Here is a 17623-nt window from a genome sequence, read left to right on the forward strand (position 1 = left end):
CCAGCTATGTGTATAAGGATCATATCTCCGACCTCAAACACGCGGGATTTATAGTTGTAGACGGTCGACTGCCGGCTGTTATGGGACAGACGCTCACGGAAAAGATTCTCGACGACCACCTCGTCGAGGGCGACCTCGAACCCGGAGAGGAGATCGGGATCGAGATCGATCAGGTTCTCGCACAGGACACCACCGGAACGATGGTCTGGCTCCAGTTCGAGGCGCTCGAACTGGACGAGGTACAGACGGAACTGGCCGCGCAGTACTGCGACCACCAGACGTACCAGTTCGACTTCAAGAACACCGACGACCACCGCTTCCTGCGGTCGGCCGCGGGCACCTACGGCGCGTACTTCTCCCGTCCGGGCAACGGCATCTGCCACAACGTCCACAAGGAGAACTTCGCCGCGCCCGGGAAGACGCTGCTCGGTTCGGACTCCCACACGCCGACCCCCGGCGGCCTCGGCCAGCTCGCGATCGGCGCCGGCGGCCTCGACATCTCCGTCGCGATGGGCGGCGGCGCCTACTACGTCGAGATGCCGGAAGTCGTCAACGTCCGCCTCGAAGGCGAGCTCCCCGAGTGGTCCAGCGCGAAGGACGTCATCCTCGAGATGCTGCGCCGGCTCTCGGTGAAGGGCGGCGTCGGCAAGGTCTTCGAGTACACCGGTCCGGGCGTCGAGACGCTCTCGGTCCCCGAGCGGACGACGATCACCAACATGGGCACCGAGCTCGGCGCGACCTCGTCGATCTTCCCGACCGACGAGAAGACGAAGGACTACCTGGCGCGCCAGGGCCGCGAAGACGAGTACGTCGAGCTCTCGCCCGACGAGGACGCCGAGTACGCCGACGAGATCGTCATCGACCTCTCGGAGATCGAGCCGCTCGTGGCGAAGCCGTCGATGCCCGACAACGTCGTGCCCGTCCGCGAGGTCGCGGGCGAGTCCGTCGAGCAGGTCATCGTCGGCTCCTGTACGAACGGCGGCTACGAGGACATCCTCCCGGCCGCGAAGATGCTCGAGGGTCGTCAGGTCGACATGAAGACCGAGATGATCGTCGCACCCGGCTCGAAGCAGGCCTCGGAGATCCTCGCCCGCGAGGGCTGGACTGCCGAGATGATGGCGGCCGGCGTCAACTTCTCGGAGGCGACGTGTGGTGCCTGTATCGGCATCGGCCACGTGCCCGCCTCCGATTCGGTCTCGGTGCGGACGTTCAACCGCAACTTCGAGGGCCGCTCGGGCATCGAGGACGACTCGGTCTTCCTCGCCTCGCCGGAGGTCGCCGCCGCCGCGGCGATCAAGGGCGAACTGGTCGACCCCCGCGACCTCGCGGAGGAGCTCGGCGACCTCGAAGCGCCCGGCGTCGAACTCCCCGACGAGTACGACGGCTCGAAGACGGACATCATCGAGCCCGAGGAGGCCGTCGACGACGAACTCGTCAAGGGCCCCAACATCGGGAGCGCACCGATCGGCGAGCCGCTCGAAGCCGACATCGAGGGTGAGGTCCTCCTGAAGATGGAGGACAACATCACGACCGACCACATCATCCCCGCGACGTCGGACATCCTCAAGTACCGCTCGAACATCGAGAAGCTCTCGGAGTTCACGCTCTCGCGCGTCGACGACACGTTCGCACAGCGCGCGCTCGACGCCGACGGCGGCGTCCTCGTCGCCGGCGAGAACTACGGCCAGGGCTCCTCGCGCGAGCACGCGGCGATGTGCCCGCAGTTCCTCGGCATCGAGGCCGTCCTCGCGCAGTCGTTCGCCCGCATCCACAAGGCGAACCTCTTCAACTTCGGGATCGTCCCGCTGGCGATCGACGAGGAGACCTACGCGGACATCGACCAGGGCGACGACGTCGAGATCGTCACCGACGTCGCCGAGGCCGTCGCCTCCGGCGAGACCGAGTTCACGATCCGCGTGAACGACGACTGGGAGGCCACCGCCGAACTCGACGCCTCCGAGCGCGAGCGCCGCATCCTCGAAGCCGGCGGCAAGCTCCGCCTCACCAAGGAACAGTACAGCGAGGACAGCGGCGGCGCGGCGCCCGCCGACGACTGATCGGCACTCGCTGAGCCGCTATTCTTCCGTTTTTTCAGCTCCGAGAGCCGCGGGACCGCGAGTCGCGGTCGGCGGGGCGAGCCAGCGGACTTTTGCCGTTCAGCGCCGAACCGAGACGCGTGAGCGATCGGGATTCCGAGCGACGGCGGGCGGGCCGCGAGGACGCGGCCGGTGACGATCCGGCCCAGAGCCGGGGGGACGCGACGCTCCGCCCGGTCGACCGCGCGGACCTGCTGGACGTGCTCGCGATCGAGCGGGCGTCGTTCTCGGATCCCTGGCCCTACGCGGCCTTCGAGTCCGTCCTCGACGCGCCCGCGTTCCTTGTCGCGGTCCGAACGACGAGCGACGGGACCGAGGAGATCCTCGGCTACGTCGTCGGCGACGTGATGCCGAACCACGGCCGCGACATCGGGCACATCAAGGACCTCGCCGTCAGGCCCGACGCCCGCGGCGAGGGCCTCGGACGCCGACTGCTGCGCGAGGCGCTCCTCTCGCTGTCGCTGTCGGGCGCCGTCGTCGTGAAGCTCGAAGTCCGGGAGGGGAACGACCCCGCGCGGTCGCTGTACCGCGAGGAGGGGTTCGAGCCGACGCGGCGCGTGCCGAACTACTACAACGACGGCGAGGACGCCCTCATCCTCGTCACCGAGGTCGGCGAGTAGCCGCGTGACCGCGGCTCGCCGAGGGATCCACAGGCCCTTGTACGCCGCCGCCCTAGCGCCGACGAGATGGGATACGCCTGTCCGGTCTGCGAGACGCCCCAGCAGGACGCCCGGCACCTCGCGAACCACCTCGCCTTCACCGCGATGGTCCACGGCGACGAGCACGAGGCGTGGCTCGACGAGCACGTCCCCGACTGGTCCGAGCTGGGCGAGGCCGACCTCGGGCCCGAGGTCGCGGAACTCGCTCCCGAGGCCGACTACGACCAGGTGTTCGAGGACACGGCGCACGCGCACGGACACGAGCACGACCACGGGCACGATCACCGGCACGGCGGCGTCGATCCCGCGTCCGCGGCCGCGGCTGGCCAGGGATCGCTGGACGAGGAGACCCAGCGGATACTCGCCGAGGCGCGGGAGCTGACCGCGGAGATGCTCGACGACGAGGATGACGGAGCCGATACGGTCGAGACGGACGAGTCCGACACCGAGGAGTAACGAGCGGGACGCTCTCGGAGGCAGTAGCGAACAGCCGGCAGTCGACGAGCCCGCGCGGCGTCGCCGGGCAACCGCAGAGCCGCGCGGGGCGGGCGTCAGATCACGGCGGTGCTGGCCGCGCGTTCGGATATAAACGCTCGCGCCGCAGGGATCGGTCCGGCCGCGAGAGACCGAAAACGTTTGTGCGCGAGTCGCCGACGAGGGCGTATGGAATCGCAGGGAACGCTGTCGCCGGCGTCGATCGAGGAGGCACGGGCCGCGTTCGAGGCCGCGGGCCCGACCGCCCAGCGAGTCGTCCGAGAGACGGCGAAGGCGATGGAGTTCGACCGCGAGGAGTACCGCGAGCGCGTGACGAGCGACGTCGTCGAGCGGGTGCGGAACGCCCTCTTCGCCGATCGGCTGGCCGTCCGCACGGGCTCGCGCGCGGAGTTCGAGTCGTGGGTCGAGGACCACCCGGACTACGACGTCGAGACGATCGGCAGCGACGACGTCGACCGAATCGCCTGGCACGCCGCGCCGTTCGCCGAGACGGCGCTGGCGGCCACGTTCCAGAACGAGCCCGAGGCCGCGGTGGAGACGCTCCGCCGGCAGGCGTTCGGCCGGCTCTACCGACCGCGGTTCGAAGGCGACGGAGACGAGAACGACGGCGCCGACGCCGCGGGAGGACCGGACCGATGAGCGACGACGGCCGGCGGCACGAGTCCCTCCCCGATCCGGACCCCGAGTGGTCCGTCCGGGAGTCCGCGACCGAGTACGAGACCGGGTGGTACACCGGCGGCTACGACCTCGTCGAGCAGCCGAACGGCACGACGAAGCGGTACTACTGGGCCGAGCTCGCCACGGCGGTCGTCGTCGTCGCGGTCGAGGACGGCTCGCTCGTCTGCGTCGAGCAGTACCGGCCGACGATCCGCACGCGGCAACTGGAGCTGCCGGCCGGCATCGTCGAGGCCGGCGAGTCGTACACCGCGGCGGCGGCCCGCGAACTCCGCGAGGAGACCGGATTCGCCGCCGACAGCACGGCGCTCTTGGAGACGGTCTGGTGTGCGACCGGCGTCCTCAGACACCAGCGGGGCTACGTCTTCGCGACGGACCTCAGGCCCGTCGAGCAGGACCTCGACGACAACGAGTTCCTCTCGGTCCGCTCTCTCCCCGTCGAGGAGGCGCTCGACGCCGTGCGGTCGGGGACGCCGAACGACGCGACCCTGGAGGGGCTCCTCCTGGCCCGCGAGGAGGGGCTCATCTGAGACGGGGACAACGTGAAATACCGCCCCGCCGACTGCCTCCTATGGTCGACATCGGCGACGAAGCCCCCGACTTCACGCTGCCGCTCGCGGGCGGCGAGGCGTACAACGACATAGAACCGTTCACGCTCTCGGAGGCGATCCCGGACGGCCCGACCGTCCTGGCGTTCTATCCGGCCGCCTTCACCAGCGGCTGTACCGAGGAGATGTGCTCCTTCCGGGACTCGATGGGCCTCTTCGACGACCTCGACGCGCAGGTGTACGGCGTGAGCGTCGATCTCCCGTTCTCCCAGAACATCTGGATCCGCCAGGAGGAACTGAACTTCCCGCTGCTTTCGGACTGGGACCACGAGGTGATCTACGACTACGACGTCGTCCTCGAAGACATGTACGGGATGCTCGAAGTCGCAGAGCGCAGCGTCTTCGTCGTCGACACCGACGGAGTCGTGACCTACAAGTGGGTCAAAGAGGGGGACAACCCCGACTTCGACGAGCTCGTCGGCGAGGTCGCCGACGCGGTCGCCGAAGTGGCGGAGGCGTAGCCGACGGACACGGGCGGGTGAACGTCACCGTTAACCCCGGCGACGGCCTTCCGCACGTATGTTCGAAGATCGCCCGGACTGCGAGGAGGTCGTCCTCGTCGGCCGGTCGAACGTGGGGAAGTCGACGCTGATGCGGGAGCTGACGGGCCACTCGAAGATCACCGTGGGCCAAAAGCCCGGCGTCACCCGGTCGCCGAACCACTTCGACTGGGCCTCGGAGGGATTCATGTTCACGGACCTCCCCGGCTTCGGCTTCATGTCCGGCGTCGACGAGAGCCGCCGCGAGCAGATCAAGACCGACGTCGTGCGGTACATCGAGTCGAACGCCGACGAGATCCTCACGGCGGTCCTCGTCGTCGACGGCAAGAGCGTCATCGACATCATCGACCGCCACTCCGGCCCCGACGAGATCCCCCACGACGTCGAGCTGTTCCACTTCCTGTGGGAGCTCGACGTGCCGACGGTCGTCGCCGTCAACAAGATGGACAAGGTCGACGACCGCGACGAGCGGCTGGACGACCTCTGTGATCGCCTGGGACTGCACCCGCCGTGGAAGCAGTGGCGGGAGACGATCGCGCCGATCAGCGCCAAGCGCGGCGACATCGACGCCCTGGAGGAGGCGCTCCGGACGAACTTCCACGAGCAGAAGCGCGACGACCTGCTGAAGTTCGTGAGTTAGCGCGGCGATCTACGGTCGAAAGGTGGCTCGGCGAGAAGGTGTCATCACAAGGGGCTGAGTGGGGGTAACCCTCGTCATCGCCACCGGTCGCACATCGACGTGCCCGACGCAAGAATCCCTCGTTTGGCGCCGAGGCGGGCCCGACGTTCACGTCCACCCTGCGTTTTCGGCGTGTTCTTCGGCGACGGCTCGAACGTCCGCGCCCGATAGCAGTCCGGCCTCGGTCGCGATCCCGTCGATCAATTCTCCCGGAGTGACCTCGAACGTCGGCGCGTGGACCGAGACGTCGCGGTCGCCGTCGTAGACGAGATCGGCGGGCGAGCGCTCGTCTGGGGCCTCCCGATCAGACACCTCAGCGCCAGACGGCCGGACTTTGTCCCGCGAGGCGACGACGTAGACCGGAGCGCCGAGCGAGCGGGCCGCGAGCGCCAGGACTCTGGTTCCGGTCTTGTTCACGACGCCCCCGTCCGGAAACACGGAGTCGGCGCCGACGAGCGCCGCGTCGACGTCGTATCGGTCCAGCGCCGTCGGGAGCGCCGCCTCCGTCGTCAGCGTCACCGCCGCGTCGGTCGCGTCGACGGCCCGCTCAGCGACGTCGACGCCCTCGCGCTCGGGACGCGACTCGGCGACGAGCAGGCGAGCCGGACCCAATCGATCGATGGCCTCGCGGACCGTCCCCGAGCGCGAGAGCGTCGCGATCGCCGTCGCGTCGGCGTCGCGGAGGCGCCTCACCGCCGTCGCGGCGGCTTCCTCGTCGGCCGCGAGCGCCGCGCCGAGGGCGTCGATGGCGCGGTCGACGACCGCATCGGGATCAGGTGCGGCGCCGTCGCTCGCGCGGATCGCGTCGGCGACGACGCGGTCGATCCGGTTCGCGATCGCCGCCATCCCCGGACGGGCCGTGCGGAGGTCGCGCGCGGTCGCGGCGACCGCGTCCCAGTCGTCGGCGTCGGCCTCCGCGGCGGCGTCGCGGAGGGCTTCCAGCGCGCGGGCGGAGATCCACGCCGACCCGTGGGTGCGGTCGCTCTCGACGTCGTCGACCGTCGGCCCGACGCGGCGCCACGTCTCCCAGAGCCGCGGGACCGTCTCTCTGTCCCGGATCGCGGTCGGATCGGTCCACTCGACGGCGGCGAGCTCCTCGTTGGGCGTCACCTCGCGCGTGTCGCTCTCGAAGAGGAACGGATGGACGGTGAACGAGCCCGCCTCGTCGTCGACCGCCAGGGGCTCGCCCGCGCGCACGAGGTCGATGCGGTCGTCGGTCAGGCCGGTCTCCTCGCGGAGTTCGCGCCGCGCGTCCGCCTCGGCGTCGTCGGGGTCGCCCTCGACGTAGCCCGAGACGCCCGCCCAGCGTCCCCGGTACGTCCCGACCGCGTCGCTCCGGCGGGTGAGGAGGACCTCCCCGCGCTCCCGCACGAAACACGTGACCACGTGTGCCATCACGCCGTGATTCGGGTCGAGGGGTAACGGCCTTTTCCCGTTCCGGAGCGCGTCCGGGAGCAGGCGGGGACTCGAACGCGGGGCATACCGGAGACGCCCGCCACCACCTGTTCGCTTTTCACCGGGGCGCGCCCTCGGCCTGTATGGAGCTGTTCGCAGTCCCCGACCTCCCCGAGATCCGGGCGGGCCACGATCTCGCGGCGCTGATCCGCGACGCCGTCGATCTCCGCGAGGACGACGTCGTCTGCGTCGCCTCGACGGTCGTCTCGAAGGCCGAGGGCCGGTCCGCCGACCTCGACGACTTCCCGGCGGGGCCTCGGGCCCGCGAGATCGCCGCACGGCTGGCGGATCACACCGGCGAGGAGAAGGACCCGCGGTTCGCCCAGGCCGTCCTCGAAGAGAGCGTCGAGGTGCTGATGGAGGCGCCGTTCCTCCTGACGGAGACCCGCTTCGGCCACGTCGGCGTCAACGCCGGTATCGACCGCTCGAACACGGCCGGCGGCGACCTCCTGCTCCTCCCGAAACGGCCGAGCGAGAGCGCAGCGCGCATCCGCTCCGGGCTCTCGGCCGACCGCGTGGTCGTCACCGACACCTGCGGCCGGCCCTTCCGACACGGCCAGCGGGGCGTCGCGATCGGCTGGGCCGGCCTCGCGCCGGGGCGAGACTGGCGCGGCGAGCGGGACAGAGACGGCCGCGAACTCGACGTCACCGTCGAGAACGTCGCCGACGAGCTCGCCGCGGCCGCGAACCTCGTGGCGGGCGAGGGCGACGGCGGGACCCCGGTGGTGGTCGTCCGCGACTTCGAGTGGGGCGACCACGGCGAGAGCGACGCCCACTTCCGGGAGGTCGAGACCGACTTCGTCCGGCAGGCGATCCGGGAGTGGTCGTATGAGTGACGACGCGGGCCGTGGGGGGCGCGGCGGACCGACGCTCGGGATCGAACTCGTCCCCGACGAGCCGATTCCGGACGTCGTCGCCGAGGGCGTCGCGGCCGAGCGCGCGGGCTACGACCTCGCGTTCGTCACCTGCCACTACAACAACCGCAGCCCGTTCGCGACGCTCGCGCGGCTCGCCGCCGAGACCGGTGAATTGGAGATCGGTCCGGGGATCGCGAACCCCTACGAGCGCCACCCCGTGACCCTCGCCGCGGAGACGGCGACCGTCGCTGACCAGGCGCCGGACCGGACGGTGTTCGGCATCGGCCCGGGCGATCCCTCGACGCTCCGGAACCTCGGCCTCGACGAGGAGCGGGGGCTCCGATCCGTCCTGGAGGCGTTCGAGGTCGCCCGCGACCTCTGGGCGGGCGAGCGCGTCACCCACGACGGGACGTTCGAGGCGGCGAACGCCGGGCTGAACTTCGCGGTCCCCGGCGAGATCCCCGTCTACGTCGGCGGCGAGGGGCCGCATATGTGCCGGATGGCCGGCAAGCGCGCCGACGGCCTGCTGTTCAACGGCTCGCACCCCGACGACCTCGCGTGGGCGCACGAGCGGGTCGAGGAGGGGCGCGCGGAGCGCGACGGCGACGCGGAGGATTTCGAGTTGCTCGCCTACGCGAGCGTCAGCGTCGGACCGGACGCCGAGGCCGCCCGCGAGGCCGCCCGGCCGCCGGTCGCGTTCGTCGTCGCCGGAGCGGCGCCGCCGGTGCTGGAGCGCCACGGGATCGACGCCGACCGCGCCGAGACGATCGGCGAGCACATCAGCGCCGGAGAGTTCGGCGAGGCGTTCGAGCGCGTGACGCCGGCGATGATCGAGGCGTTCTCGGCCGCCGGGACGCCCGAGACGGTCACAGAACGGATGGCCGCGCTGTTGGACCACGCCGACGGGATCGTCGTCGGCTCGCCGCTGGGCCCGGAGCCCGAAACGGCGATCGGGCTGGCGAGCGAGGCGTTCGAGCGAGCCAGCGAGGAGTAGGCGCCGAAAAGGCAGTCAGCGGGCCGTGCGGTCGGCGGGCGCCTCGCGGGCGCTCGACCCGAGACCCGTGAGGAGATTCACGAGCGCGCCCGCGGCGAGGTACGCGAAGTACGCGACCGTCGCGGTCGTCAGCGCCGCGCCGACGACGAACGACAGGGCGGTGATCGGATCCACGCCGAGCAGCACCTCGAAGACGAAGATCCGGACGAGATCGACGACGCTCGTGAGCAACTGTACGACGAAGCCGAGTACCGAGACCATACCAGCGGGTTCGGACTCATCGTATATGTGTGTGCGGAATCGCGCAGCGAGTCGCCACCGCTAAGCCGACGCCGCCGCAGGGGTCTCGTATGGGCCGGGACCGGTCGCTCGACGAGTTCGTCGGCGGCGGAAGCGACGGCGCCGAGACCGACTCGGACGGCGACGATCACGACGCGGGCGTCGACGTCGACGCGGATTCCGATTCTGACCCCGATGTCGACGAAAGTGCCGATTCTGATCCCGGTATCGACACGGATGCCGAGTCCAATTCTGTCCCCGACGTCGACGCCGATATCGAATCTGACGCCGATTCCGACGAATCCGGCCACCCCGATCCGCAAGACGTCGAGCCGGCGGCGGCGACCTACCGGTGGGAGCCCGACGGCGCGGAGTGTCCGGCCTGCGGCGCGACCGTCGAGCGGCTCTGGTCGGGCGAGGACGGGAAGGGCCAGGTCTGTGCGGACTGCAAGGACTGGTGACGAGAGAGACCGAAAAGAAGCGGGCTATTGCTCCCCGTCGCCGTCGGCGATCCGGAGCGTGAGGACGATCACGACGAGGATCACGCCGCCGATGAGCCAGTAGCCCTCGTCGAAGTAGCCGCGATCGGCGAGCGTCCCGAAGAGCACGGGCCCGGCCGCGCCCAGCGTCGCGGTCGCGGTGCGGACGACCCCCAGACCCGTCCCGCGGACCGAATCCGAGAACGCGTCCGAGAAGTACGACTGCGTGATCGCCCCCGAACCGAGCATCGGGCTCACGAGCGCCGTGACGGCGACGAGCGCGGGGAGCCCCTCCACGAGCGGCAGGATCGCGAAGCCGACGACCGGACCGGCGAGCACCGCGACCAGCGACCAGCGGAGGCCGACCCGGTCGTAGGTCGCGCCGGCGACGGGCTTCACCACGACGCCGACGGCGAAAAAGAGGCTGAAGAGCAGCGACGCCGTCGCCGAGGCGAGGCCCTTCTCCTCGACGAGGTAGGTGGGGTACAGCCCCGTGAACGCCTGCCAGATCAGGATGTAGAGAAAGAGGATGAACGCGATGAGGACGACGTTCTGCCGGCGGAGTTCGGCGAGGACTCGCCGGGCGGTGTCCGTCGAGAGCTCGTCGACGCCGCCCGCGTCGGCGTCGGCGCTGCGGGGCAGCGCGGCCCACAGCGCGACCGCCGCGACGACGAGCAGGGGCGCGATGAACCCGAGGCCGGCCTGCCAGGCGACCGCGGCCGCAATCGCCGCGGCGATCGGCGGGAGGACGGTCTGGCCGAGGTCGCCGGTCGCCATCGTGGCGCCGAGCGCGCTCCCGATCCGATCGGGGTAGAGGTCCGCGAGCATCGTGATCCGCGCGATCGGGTACAGCGACTGGCCGACGCCGACGAGCGCGGTCGCAGCGAAGAGAAAGAGCGCGCTCGGGGCCGAGACGACCGCCGCGATCGCGACCGCGACGACGACCGTGCCGGCGGTCATCACCGAGCGCTCGCTGTATCGGTCCGCCAGGATCCCGCCGGGCAGCTGGCCGAGCGCGGACCCGAGCCACAGGACCGTGACCAGGAGCCCCGCGACCGAGAGGCTCAGGCCGTAGGTCTCCCGGAAGTACGGGAGCAGTACGGGGTAGATCATCCGCGCGCCGAGGAGCGTCCCCCACGTGCCGGCGATGGCGACGAACGGGCGGGCCTTCCCGTCGCCGAGGAGCGCCCGCGCTTCGCGACCGATCGAGGCGACGACGCTCATCGACGCGTCGCGGGGGCGTCGCCCCCGCGGGAGGGAATCGATAGACGGCGACTCATCGGGCGGAACTGGTCGCGACGGCGGTAAATCGGTGTCGAATCGGGTCTTCAGTCCATCCGCGTCCCGCGGCGGCCGAAGCCGCGGACGAGCGTCGCCTCGTCGATCGAGAGCACCGTCGGGCGGCCGTGCGGGCACGCGTACGGATTCTCGCAGGCGCCGAGGCGCTCGATCAGCGCCGCGGCCTCCTCGGCCCCCAGGTCGTCGCCCGCCTTCAGCGACGGGTGGCACGCGAGGTCCGTCAGGAGCGCGTCGCGGCCGTCGTCGGGCGACTCGCCGCGCCGGAGGGCGTCGACGGCGTCCGCGACGCTCGCGGGGTCGGCGGCGCGGCCCATCGGGGCGGGGACCGCGCGCACCCGGACGGTCGATTCTCCGAACGGCTCGATCTCGTACCCCAGCGCCGCGAGGTCGTCGCGGTGGGCGTCGACGGCGGCGCGCTGGGCGGGCGTCAGCTCCACCGTCGCGGCCGGATCGACCGGCGCGCGCGGCGTCTCGCCGTCGACGGCGGCGCGGAGCCGCTCGTAGTTCACGCGCTCGTGGGCCGCGTGCTGGTCGACGACGAGGAGGTCGTCGTCGGCCTCACAGAGCAGATAGAGCTCGCGGAACTGCCCGATGACGTCGACGTCCTCGAACGCCGACTCCGCCTCCGAGAGCGGTTCGAGCGCGTCGTCGAGGTCCATCGAGAGGTCCTCGGCGCGGCGCCTGTCGCTCGTCGAGAGCGCGTCGCGGACGGCGGCCTCGACGCCCGCCGCGACGGCGTCGGGGTCGCGGAGCCTGACCTCGCGCTTCCGCGGGTGGACGTTGTGGTCGGTCCACGAGTCGGGCAGCGACACCGACACGACCGCGATCGGCGCGCGATCGTCCGGCAGGAGGTCGCCGTAGCCCTCGACCACCGCGCGTCGGAGGCGGGCGTTCCGCACGGGGCGGCCGTCGACCGCGACGTAGACGTGTTCGCGCCGAGCGCGCGTGATCGAAGGCTGAACGAGAGCGCCCCGGAGCGTCAGGTCGCCGGCCGAGTCGCCGTCGGCGTCGAGCCCCCGCTCGGCGTCGACCGCGACCGTTCTCGACGCGACCTCGCGGTCGTAGACGCCGAGCAGCGCGTCGTCGAAGGCGCCGGTCCCGGGCGTCGAGAACACCTCGCTGCCGTCGTGTGCGAGGGAGAACGAGACGTCGGGATTGACGAGCGCGTACCGCGAGGCGGCGTCGCTCACGCGCGCGAACTCCGTCGCCGCGGCCGACAGCGACTCGCGACGGGCGGGCGCGTCGGCGAACAGCTCCCGGACGGTGACGGTCGTCCCGCGCCCGCGCCCAGTCGGCTCGACCAGATCGGCCCCCGGGCCGCCGCTCGCGACCACCCGGGTACCGCGGGGGCCGCCGTCGTTCGTCAGGAGTTCGAGAGTCGCGACGGTCGCGACGCTCGGGAGCGCCTCGCCGCGGAAGCCGAGGGTGTCGACCGCCGCGAGCGACACCCCGCGCCGGAGCTTGCTCGTCGTGTGCCGCTCGACGGCGAGTTCGGCGTCCTGCGGGCTCATCCCGCGGCCGTCGTCCCGGACGCGGATCCGCTCTCTGCCGTCGCCCGCGACGTCGACGTCGATCCGGGAGGCGCCCGCGTCGAGGGCGTTTTCGAGCAGTTCGACGACGACGTCCGCGGGCCGGGTGATCACCTCGCCGGCGGCGACGCTGGCGACCGTCTCGTCGTCGAGCCGGCGGACGGCGGCGTCGGCCTGCGCGTCCGGGCGCTCCTCACTCATTCAGTTCGCGCTGTAGGCGTTCCAGGGTGTTGAGGGCTTCGAGCGGCGTGGTCCGCGCCACGTCGAGGTCGCGGAGCTCGGCTAAGACCTCCCGTTCGGCCTCGCCGAGGTCGTCGAAGTCGCCGTCGATCGCCAGTCCCTCGGGGTGCCCGTTCGAGCCGGCGTCGAGGCCGTCGACGTAGGCCGCCAGCGTGTCTCTCGGGTCGTCAGAATCGTCATCGGCGGGATCGCCGGTCGAGACCGACGCGTCGGCTCCGGTATCGGACGAGTCCGCGTCGCCGCCGTCTCTCTCGGTCGCGGCGTCGGACGTGCTCGCGTCGGCCCCCGGCGCCGACGACTCCCGGAGGTGCTCGCGGGCGCGTGCGACCACGCGGTCCGGCACGCCGGCGAGTCTGGCAACCTCGACGCCGTAGGACGACGACGCGGCGCCCTCGGCGACGCGGTGGAGGAACGTCACGTCCGGCGCGTCCGTGTCGGCGTCCGGCGAGTCGGCACCGTCGCCGTCCTTGCCCTCGCCTTTGCTCACCGTGAAGTGGAGATTGAACGCGTTCGGGAGCTCTTCGGCGAGCGCGGTCAGGTCGTGGTAGTGAGTCGCAAAGAGCGTCGTGGCGCCGACCTCGTCGTGGACGAACTCCGTCGTCGCGCGGGCGATCGCGAGGCCGTCGGCCGTCGAGGTCCCTCTCCCCACCTCGTCGAGGAGGACCAGCGAGTCCTCGGTGGCGTCGTGGAGGATCTCGGTGAGTTCGGCCATCTCCCGCATAAACGTCGACTGGCCGCCGGCGATGTCGTCGGAGGCGCCGACTCGGGTGAAGAGCCGGTCCAGCACGGGCAGTTCGGCCGCGTCCGCCGGGACGAAACTGCCGGCCTGCGCGAGCAGGCAGATCAGCGCGACCTGGCGCATGTACGTCGACTTCCCGCTCATGTTCGGCCCGGTGATGACGGCGACGTGACCGTCGGCGAAGTCGATCCCGTTGGGGACGAACTCGGCCTGGGTCCGCTCGACGACCGGGTGCCGACCGGCGTCGATCGCGATCTCCTCGGCGCCCATCTCCGGGCGGACGTAGTCCGCGCTCGCGGCGACGGTCGCGAACGTGGCGAGGACGTCGAGCCGCGCGAGCGCGTCAGCCAGCGACTGGAGCCGCTCGGTCTCGGCGGCGACTTCGGCACGGACGTCCCGGAAGACCTCGTACTCCAGGGCGTCCGCCCGCTCTGCGGCCGAGAGGATCTCGTCCTCCCGGCGCTTGAGTTCGGGCGTGTAGAACCGCTCGGCGTTCTTCAGCGTCTGCCGGCGGGTGTAGTCGTCGGGGACGCGATCGAGGTTGGGGTTCGTCACCTCGATGTAGTAGCCGTGGACCTGATTGTACCCGACTTCGAGGGAGTCGATGCCGGTGCGCTCGCGCTCGCGCTCTTCGAGAGACGAAACCCACTCGCGGCCCTCGCGCTCGGTCGCGCGGATCTCGTCGAGTTCGTCGTCGAAGCCCTCGCTGATGACGCCGCCCTCGGTGATCTCCTGGGGCGGGTCGTCGACGATCGCCTCGCCGATCAGGTCGCGGACGTCCGCCAGTTCGTCCAGCGACTCCCGGAGGTCCGCGAGGGCCTCGGACTCGGCGTCGGCGAGGGCGTCTTTCACCCCGGGGACGACGTCGAGCGTCGTCTTCAGCGCCCGGAGGTCGCGGGCGTTCGCGCGCTCGCGGGAGACGCGGGCGGCGAGGCGTTCGAGGTCGTACACCCGATCGAGGTGGTCGCGGATCGTCTCCCGCGTGAGCGGCCGCGAGAGCAACTCCGCGACGGCGTCGTGGCGGCGTTCGATCTCGGCCTCGTCGATGAGGGGCCGTCGGAGCCACGCTTCCAGTTTCCGGCGGCCGAGGGCGCAGGCGGTCCGGTCGACGGTATCCAAGAGCGTCTCGCCGCGGCCGGGATGCCGCGAGTCGAACAGTTCCAGGCTGCGCATCGCCGTCGCGTCGATCCGGAGCGACTCCCGGAGGTCGTACCGGCGGATCCGCGAGACGTACGAGAGCGCGCCGTCGTCGCCCTGGGTGTACTCGGCGTAGTCGAGCAGCGCGCCGACCGCGCGGCGCTCGACCGGCGAATCGAGGACCGCCGTCGGCTCCGCGACGTACCGCGAGAGCGTCTCGTCGGCCCGGTCGAGCGCGAACGCCTCGGGGCCGCGGTCGGTCAGCATCGTCTCGAAGCCGAGCGCCGACGGGTCGAACCCGAGCCCCGCGGGCGCGAGCACCTCCGGGGGCGCGAGCCGTTCGAGTTCGGTGCTGATTCGGTCGGAGTCGGCGCTCGTCACCTGGCACTCGCCCGTGGAGACGTCGAGGGTCGCGAGCGCGGTCCGGGAGTCGTCGCCATCGCCTCCGGGATTTTGCCTTCCTTCCGCCTCGACGACGGCGGCCAGGTACGTCGCGCTCGCGCGGTCCAGCAGTTCGTCGTCGACGACGGTCCCGGGGCTGACGACGTTCGTGACCGCGCGGTCGACGAGGCCGGAGGCCTCCTCGGCGTCTTCGACCTGGTCGGCGACGGCGACGCGGTACTCCGCGTCCAGCAGGGGTTCGAGGTACGAGGCGGCGTTGTCGATGGGGATGCCCGCCATCGCGTAGGTGCCCGTCGAGTCCTCGCGCTTGGTCAGCGTCACCTCGCAGATCCGGGCGACGACCTCGGCGGCCTCGCAGAAGGCCTCGTAGAAGTCCCCGACCTGAAAGAGCACGATCGCGTCGGGGTGGGCCTCACAGAGGTCGAGGTACTGCGAGAGCATCGGCGTGAGCTCCTCGCGGCGGTCGAGCAGTTTCTGCGGGGGGCCCTCCGGCTGGCGGTCGCGCTCGCCGTCGGCGTCGGTCCGGGTGCCGGATTCGCCCGGCTCCGGGGCTGGCTCCTCGCTTGCGTCGGACCCTGCGCCGTTCACACCTACCGGACGGCGGCCGAAGACCAAAAGCGGACGGGAAGCCGATGGGCGGCGCGCGGCGCGGTCAGGGCTCGCCGCGGAAGCGACCGACGAGCCGGTCGCGGTAGAGATAGCCGACCGCGGACAGGGTGAGGACGACGGCGGCGACCGCGGCGGCGGCGCCGAACCGATCGGCACCGAGGAACTCGCCGACGACGTTCGCGAGGAAGAACGCCGGCGTGCGGCCGACCACCGCGAGCGCGACGAGCTGCCACAGCGGGAGCCGGGTGAGCCCGCCCGCGAAACAGATGACGTCGTCGGGGAGCCCCGGGACGAGAAAGCAGACGAACAGTCCGACGCGGGCGTAGTCGTCGCTGACGGAGTCGAAGGTCGCGAGCGCGTCGTCGTGGACGATCCGCTCGACGTACGCCCGGCCGAACCGCCGCGAGAGCCAGAAGGCGGCCGCGCTCCCGACAGTGATGCCGATCATATTGTAGAGCGTCCCCCACCACGCGCCGAAGAGGTAGCCGGCGACGACCGCCAGGATCTGTCCCGGGACCGGGGCGGCGACGACCTGCACCGCCTGGAGCGCGATCAACACGAGCGGCGCCCAGACGCCGTACTGGCCGATGAACGCCCGGAGCGCGGGGGCGTCGGTCAGGAGCGCGAGGTGCCGGCGGGCGAGGAACGAGAGCCCGGCGACGACGACCGCGACCGCGACGAGGTGGACGAGGAAGCGGCGCTTGTCCTCCGGGGAGGCGAAGATCCGCACCGAGTCGAGCCGCGTCCGGAGCCGCGCCAGGCGTTCGCGCACGCTCTGTCGGACGCCGCCGCGCTACTTGAACGGTACCCCGCCGGCGCCAGCAAAGTTACGTGGTCGCGGGGGCTATGTCGTCCCAACAGCGCGGGCCGACGCGTCGCTGTCGGCGCGGTCGGTGCCGCGCTCGCTGCCCCCACAATGACCGACGTAGACGCCCTATCAGACCCGGAGACGGAGTCGAGTTCGGTCTCCCCGCTTCCCGTCGACGAAGCGGCCGACCTGACCACGCGCATCGCCGACAACGTCGAGCGCGTCATCGTCGGCCACCGCGACGCGATCGAGCACATCCTCGTCGCCCTCTTCGCCCGCGGCCACCTCCTCTTGGAGGACGTCCCGGGCGTCGGCAAGACGATGCTCGCGCGCGCGGTGGCGACCTCGCTGGACGGCTCGTTCAAGCGGGTGCAGTTCACGCCCGACCTCCTGCCCTCCGACGTGACCGGCGTGAACGTCTTCAACGAGAAGACCCGCGAGTTCGAGTTCCGGCCCGGCCCGGTGTTCGCGAACGTCCTGCTGGGCGACGAGATCAACCGCGCGCCGCCGAAGACCCAGGCCGCCCTCCTTGAGGTGATGGCCGAAGAGCAGGTGACCGTCGACGGCGAGACCCACCGCGTCCCGGACCCCTTCACCGTCATCGCGACGCAGAACGACGTCGAGCCCGGCCGGACCTACGAGCTCCCGGTCGCCGAGGTCGACCGCTTCACGAAGAAGATCCGGCTGGGCTACCCCAGCGAGGACGAAGAGACCGAACTCCTGGGCCGGCTCACCGGCGAGCACCCCATCGAGTCCTTAGAGCCGGTGGCCGACGTCGGCGACGTCAGGCGCGCGCGGTCGACCGTCTCCGAGGTCACCGTCCGCGAGCCGGTCCGCGCGTACGTCTCGCGGCTGGCGAAGTACACCCGCGAGCACGCCCGCCTGGGCGCGAGTCCGCGCGGCGCCATCGCGCTCGTCCGGGCCTCACAGGTGCGCGCGGTCTTCGAGGGCCGGGGCTACGTCACGCCCGACGACGTACAGACCGAGGCGCCGACGGTGTGGAGCCACCGCGTCCGGACCGACACGGAGGTCGACGGCGCGACGGTCGTCGAGCGCGCCCTCGAAGAGGTCCCCGTCGAGTGAG

At 71.3% G+C, this 17623-nt stretch carries 17 protein-coding genes; 11 read left to right on the forward strand and 6 right to left on the reverse strand.

From position 1 onward, the window contains the following. The first annotated feature begins 80 nt into the window (after positions 1–80). The 7 genes from OS889_RS00070 (at position 81) to engB (ending at position 5673) form a co-directional block, all read left to right on the forward strand. Entirely contained in the window at positions 81–2057 is a 1977-nt protein-coding gene (locus tag OS889_RS00070) for an aconitate hydratase (protein ID WP_372386444.1), read from the forward strand. 230 nt (positions 2058–2287) lie between these two features. After that, on the forward strand, positions 2288–2716 hold the full coding sequence (gene rimI / locus OS889_RS00075; RefSeq protein WP_372391484.1) for a ribosomal protein S18-alanine N-acetyltransferase: 429 nt from the start codon (positions 2288–2290) through the stop codon (positions 2714–2716). 66 nt (positions 2717–2782) lie between these two features. Next, positions 2783–3211: a DUF5810 domain-containing protein gene (locus OS889_RS00080; protein WP_372386445.1), complete on the forward strand. Its 429-nt coding sequence runs from the start codon at positions 2783–2785 to the stop codon at positions 3209–3211. 207 nt (positions 3212–3418) lie between these two features. Then, the gene (locus tag OS889_RS00085; RefSeq protein WP_372386446.1) at positions 3419–3889 is read left to right on the forward strand and encodes a DUF5809 family protein; all 471 of its coding nucleotides are present in this window, start codon (positions 3419–3421) and stop codon (positions 3887–3889) included. Continuing rightward, positions 3886–4455: an NUDIX hydrolase gene (locus OS889_RS00090; RefSeq protein WP_372386447.1), complete on the forward strand. Its 570-nt coding sequence runs from the start codon at positions 3886–3888 to the stop codon at positions 4453–4455. The genes OS889_RS00085 and OS889_RS00090 overlap by 4 nt, the downstream gene beginning before the upstream one ends. Before the next feature lie 41 nt (positions 4456–4496). Then, entirely contained in the window at positions 4497–4994 is a 498-nt protein-coding gene (locus tag OS889_RS00095) for a redoxin domain-containing protein (RefSeq protein ID WP_372386448.1), read from the forward strand. Positions 4995–5052: 58 nt separating this feature from the next. Next, positions 5053–5673: a GTP-binding protein EngB gene (engB, locus tag OS889_RS00100; RefSeq protein WP_372386449.1), complete on the forward strand. Its 621-nt coding sequence runs from the start codon at positions 5053–5055 to the stop codon at positions 5671–5673. 147 nt (positions 5674–5820) lie between these two features. Here engB and OS889_RS00105 read toward each other — a convergent pair whose 3' ends face one another. Next, on the reverse strand, positions 5821–7107 hold the full coding sequence (locus tag OS889_RS00105; RefSeq protein WP_372386450.1) for an eIF2B alpha/beta/delta subunit family protein: 1287 nt from the start codon (positions 7105–7107) through the stop codon (positions 5821–5823). Between the two features lie 143 nt (positions 7108–7250). On the opposite strand from OS889_RS00105, the gene OS889_RS00110 reads away from it, so the two are divergent. Together OS889_RS00110 and OS889_RS00115 are read left to right on the forward strand one after the other, a co-directional pair. Continuing rightward, complete coding sequence (locus OS889_RS00110) at positions 7251–8003, forward strand: coenzyme F420-0:L-glutamate ligase (RefSeq protein ID WP_372386451.1); 753 nt, start codon at positions 7251–7253, stop codon at positions 8001–8003. After that, positions 7996–9018 (forward strand): 5,10-methylenetetrahydromethanopterin reductase, encoded by a 1023-nt coding sequence (locus OS889_RS00115; protein ID WP_372386452.1) that lies wholly within the window; start codon positions 7996–7998, stop codon positions 9016–9018. The genes OS889_RS00110 and OS889_RS00115 overlap by 8 nt, the downstream gene beginning before the upstream one ends. A gap of 15 nt (positions 9019–9033) precedes the next feature. Here the strand turns inward: OS889_RS00115 and OS889_RS00120 are convergent, their stop codons facing one another. After that, positions 9034–9279 carry a DUF8024 family protein gene (locus OS889_RS00120; RefSeq protein ID WP_372386453.1) on the reverse strand — a complete coding sequence of 82 codons (246 nt, stop codon included), beginning with the start codon at positions 9277–9279 and terminating at the stop codon, positions 9034–9036. Between the two features lie 89 nt (positions 9280–9368). On the opposite strand from OS889_RS00120, the gene OS889_RS00125 reads away from it, so the two are divergent. Then, entirely contained in the window at positions 9369–9758 is a 390-nt protein-coding gene (locus OS889_RS00125; RefSeq protein WP_372386454.1) for a DUF7573 domain-containing protein, read from the forward strand. A 24-nt stretch (positions 9759–9782) separates the two neighbouring features. On the opposite strand, the gene OS889_RS00130 is transcribed toward OS889_RS00125, so the two are convergent. The 4 genes from OS889_RS00130 to OS889_RS00145 form a co-directional block, all read right to left on the reverse strand. After that, positions 9783–11000: an MFS transporter gene (locus OS889_RS00130; RefSeq protein ID WP_372386455.1), complete on the reverse strand. Its 1218-nt coding sequence runs from the start codon at positions 10998–11000 to the stop codon at positions 9783–9785. A 104-nt stretch (positions 11001–11104) separates the two neighbouring features. Continuing rightward, positions 11105–12805, reverse strand: coding sequence for a DNA mismatch repair endonuclease MutL (mutL, locus tag OS889_RS00135; protein ID WP_372386456.1), 1701 nt, complete (start codon positions 12803–12805; stop codon positions 11105–11107). After that, positions 12798–15563: a DNA mismatch repair protein MutS gene (mutS, locus tag OS889_RS00140; RefSeq protein ID WP_372391487.1), complete on the reverse strand. Its 2766-nt coding sequence runs from the start codon at positions 15561–15563 to the stop codon at positions 12798–12800. Before mutS ends, mutL begins: the two co-directional genes overlap by 8 nt. Before the next feature lie 211 nt (positions 15564–15774). Then, complete coding sequence (locus OS889_RS00145; RefSeq protein WP_372386457.1) at positions 15775–16503, reverse strand: TVP38/TMEM64 family protein; 729 nt, start codon at positions 16501–16503, stop codon at positions 15775–15777. Between the two features lie 144 nt (positions 16504–16647). Here OS889_RS00145 and OS889_RS00150 point away from each other — a divergent pair, with 144 nt between their 5' ends. After that, on the forward strand, positions 16648–17622 hold the full coding sequence (locus OS889_RS00150) for an AAA family ATPase (protein WP_372386458.1): 975 nt from the start codon (positions 16648–16650) through the stop codon (positions 17620–17622). The last annotated feature ends 1 nt before the right edge of the window (position 17623 follow it).

Source organism: Halobellus sp. MBLA0158, assembly GCF_041477585.1.
GTDB lineage: Archaea > Halobacteriota > Halobacteria > Halobacteriales > Haloferacaceae > Haloquadratum > Haloquadratum rubicundus.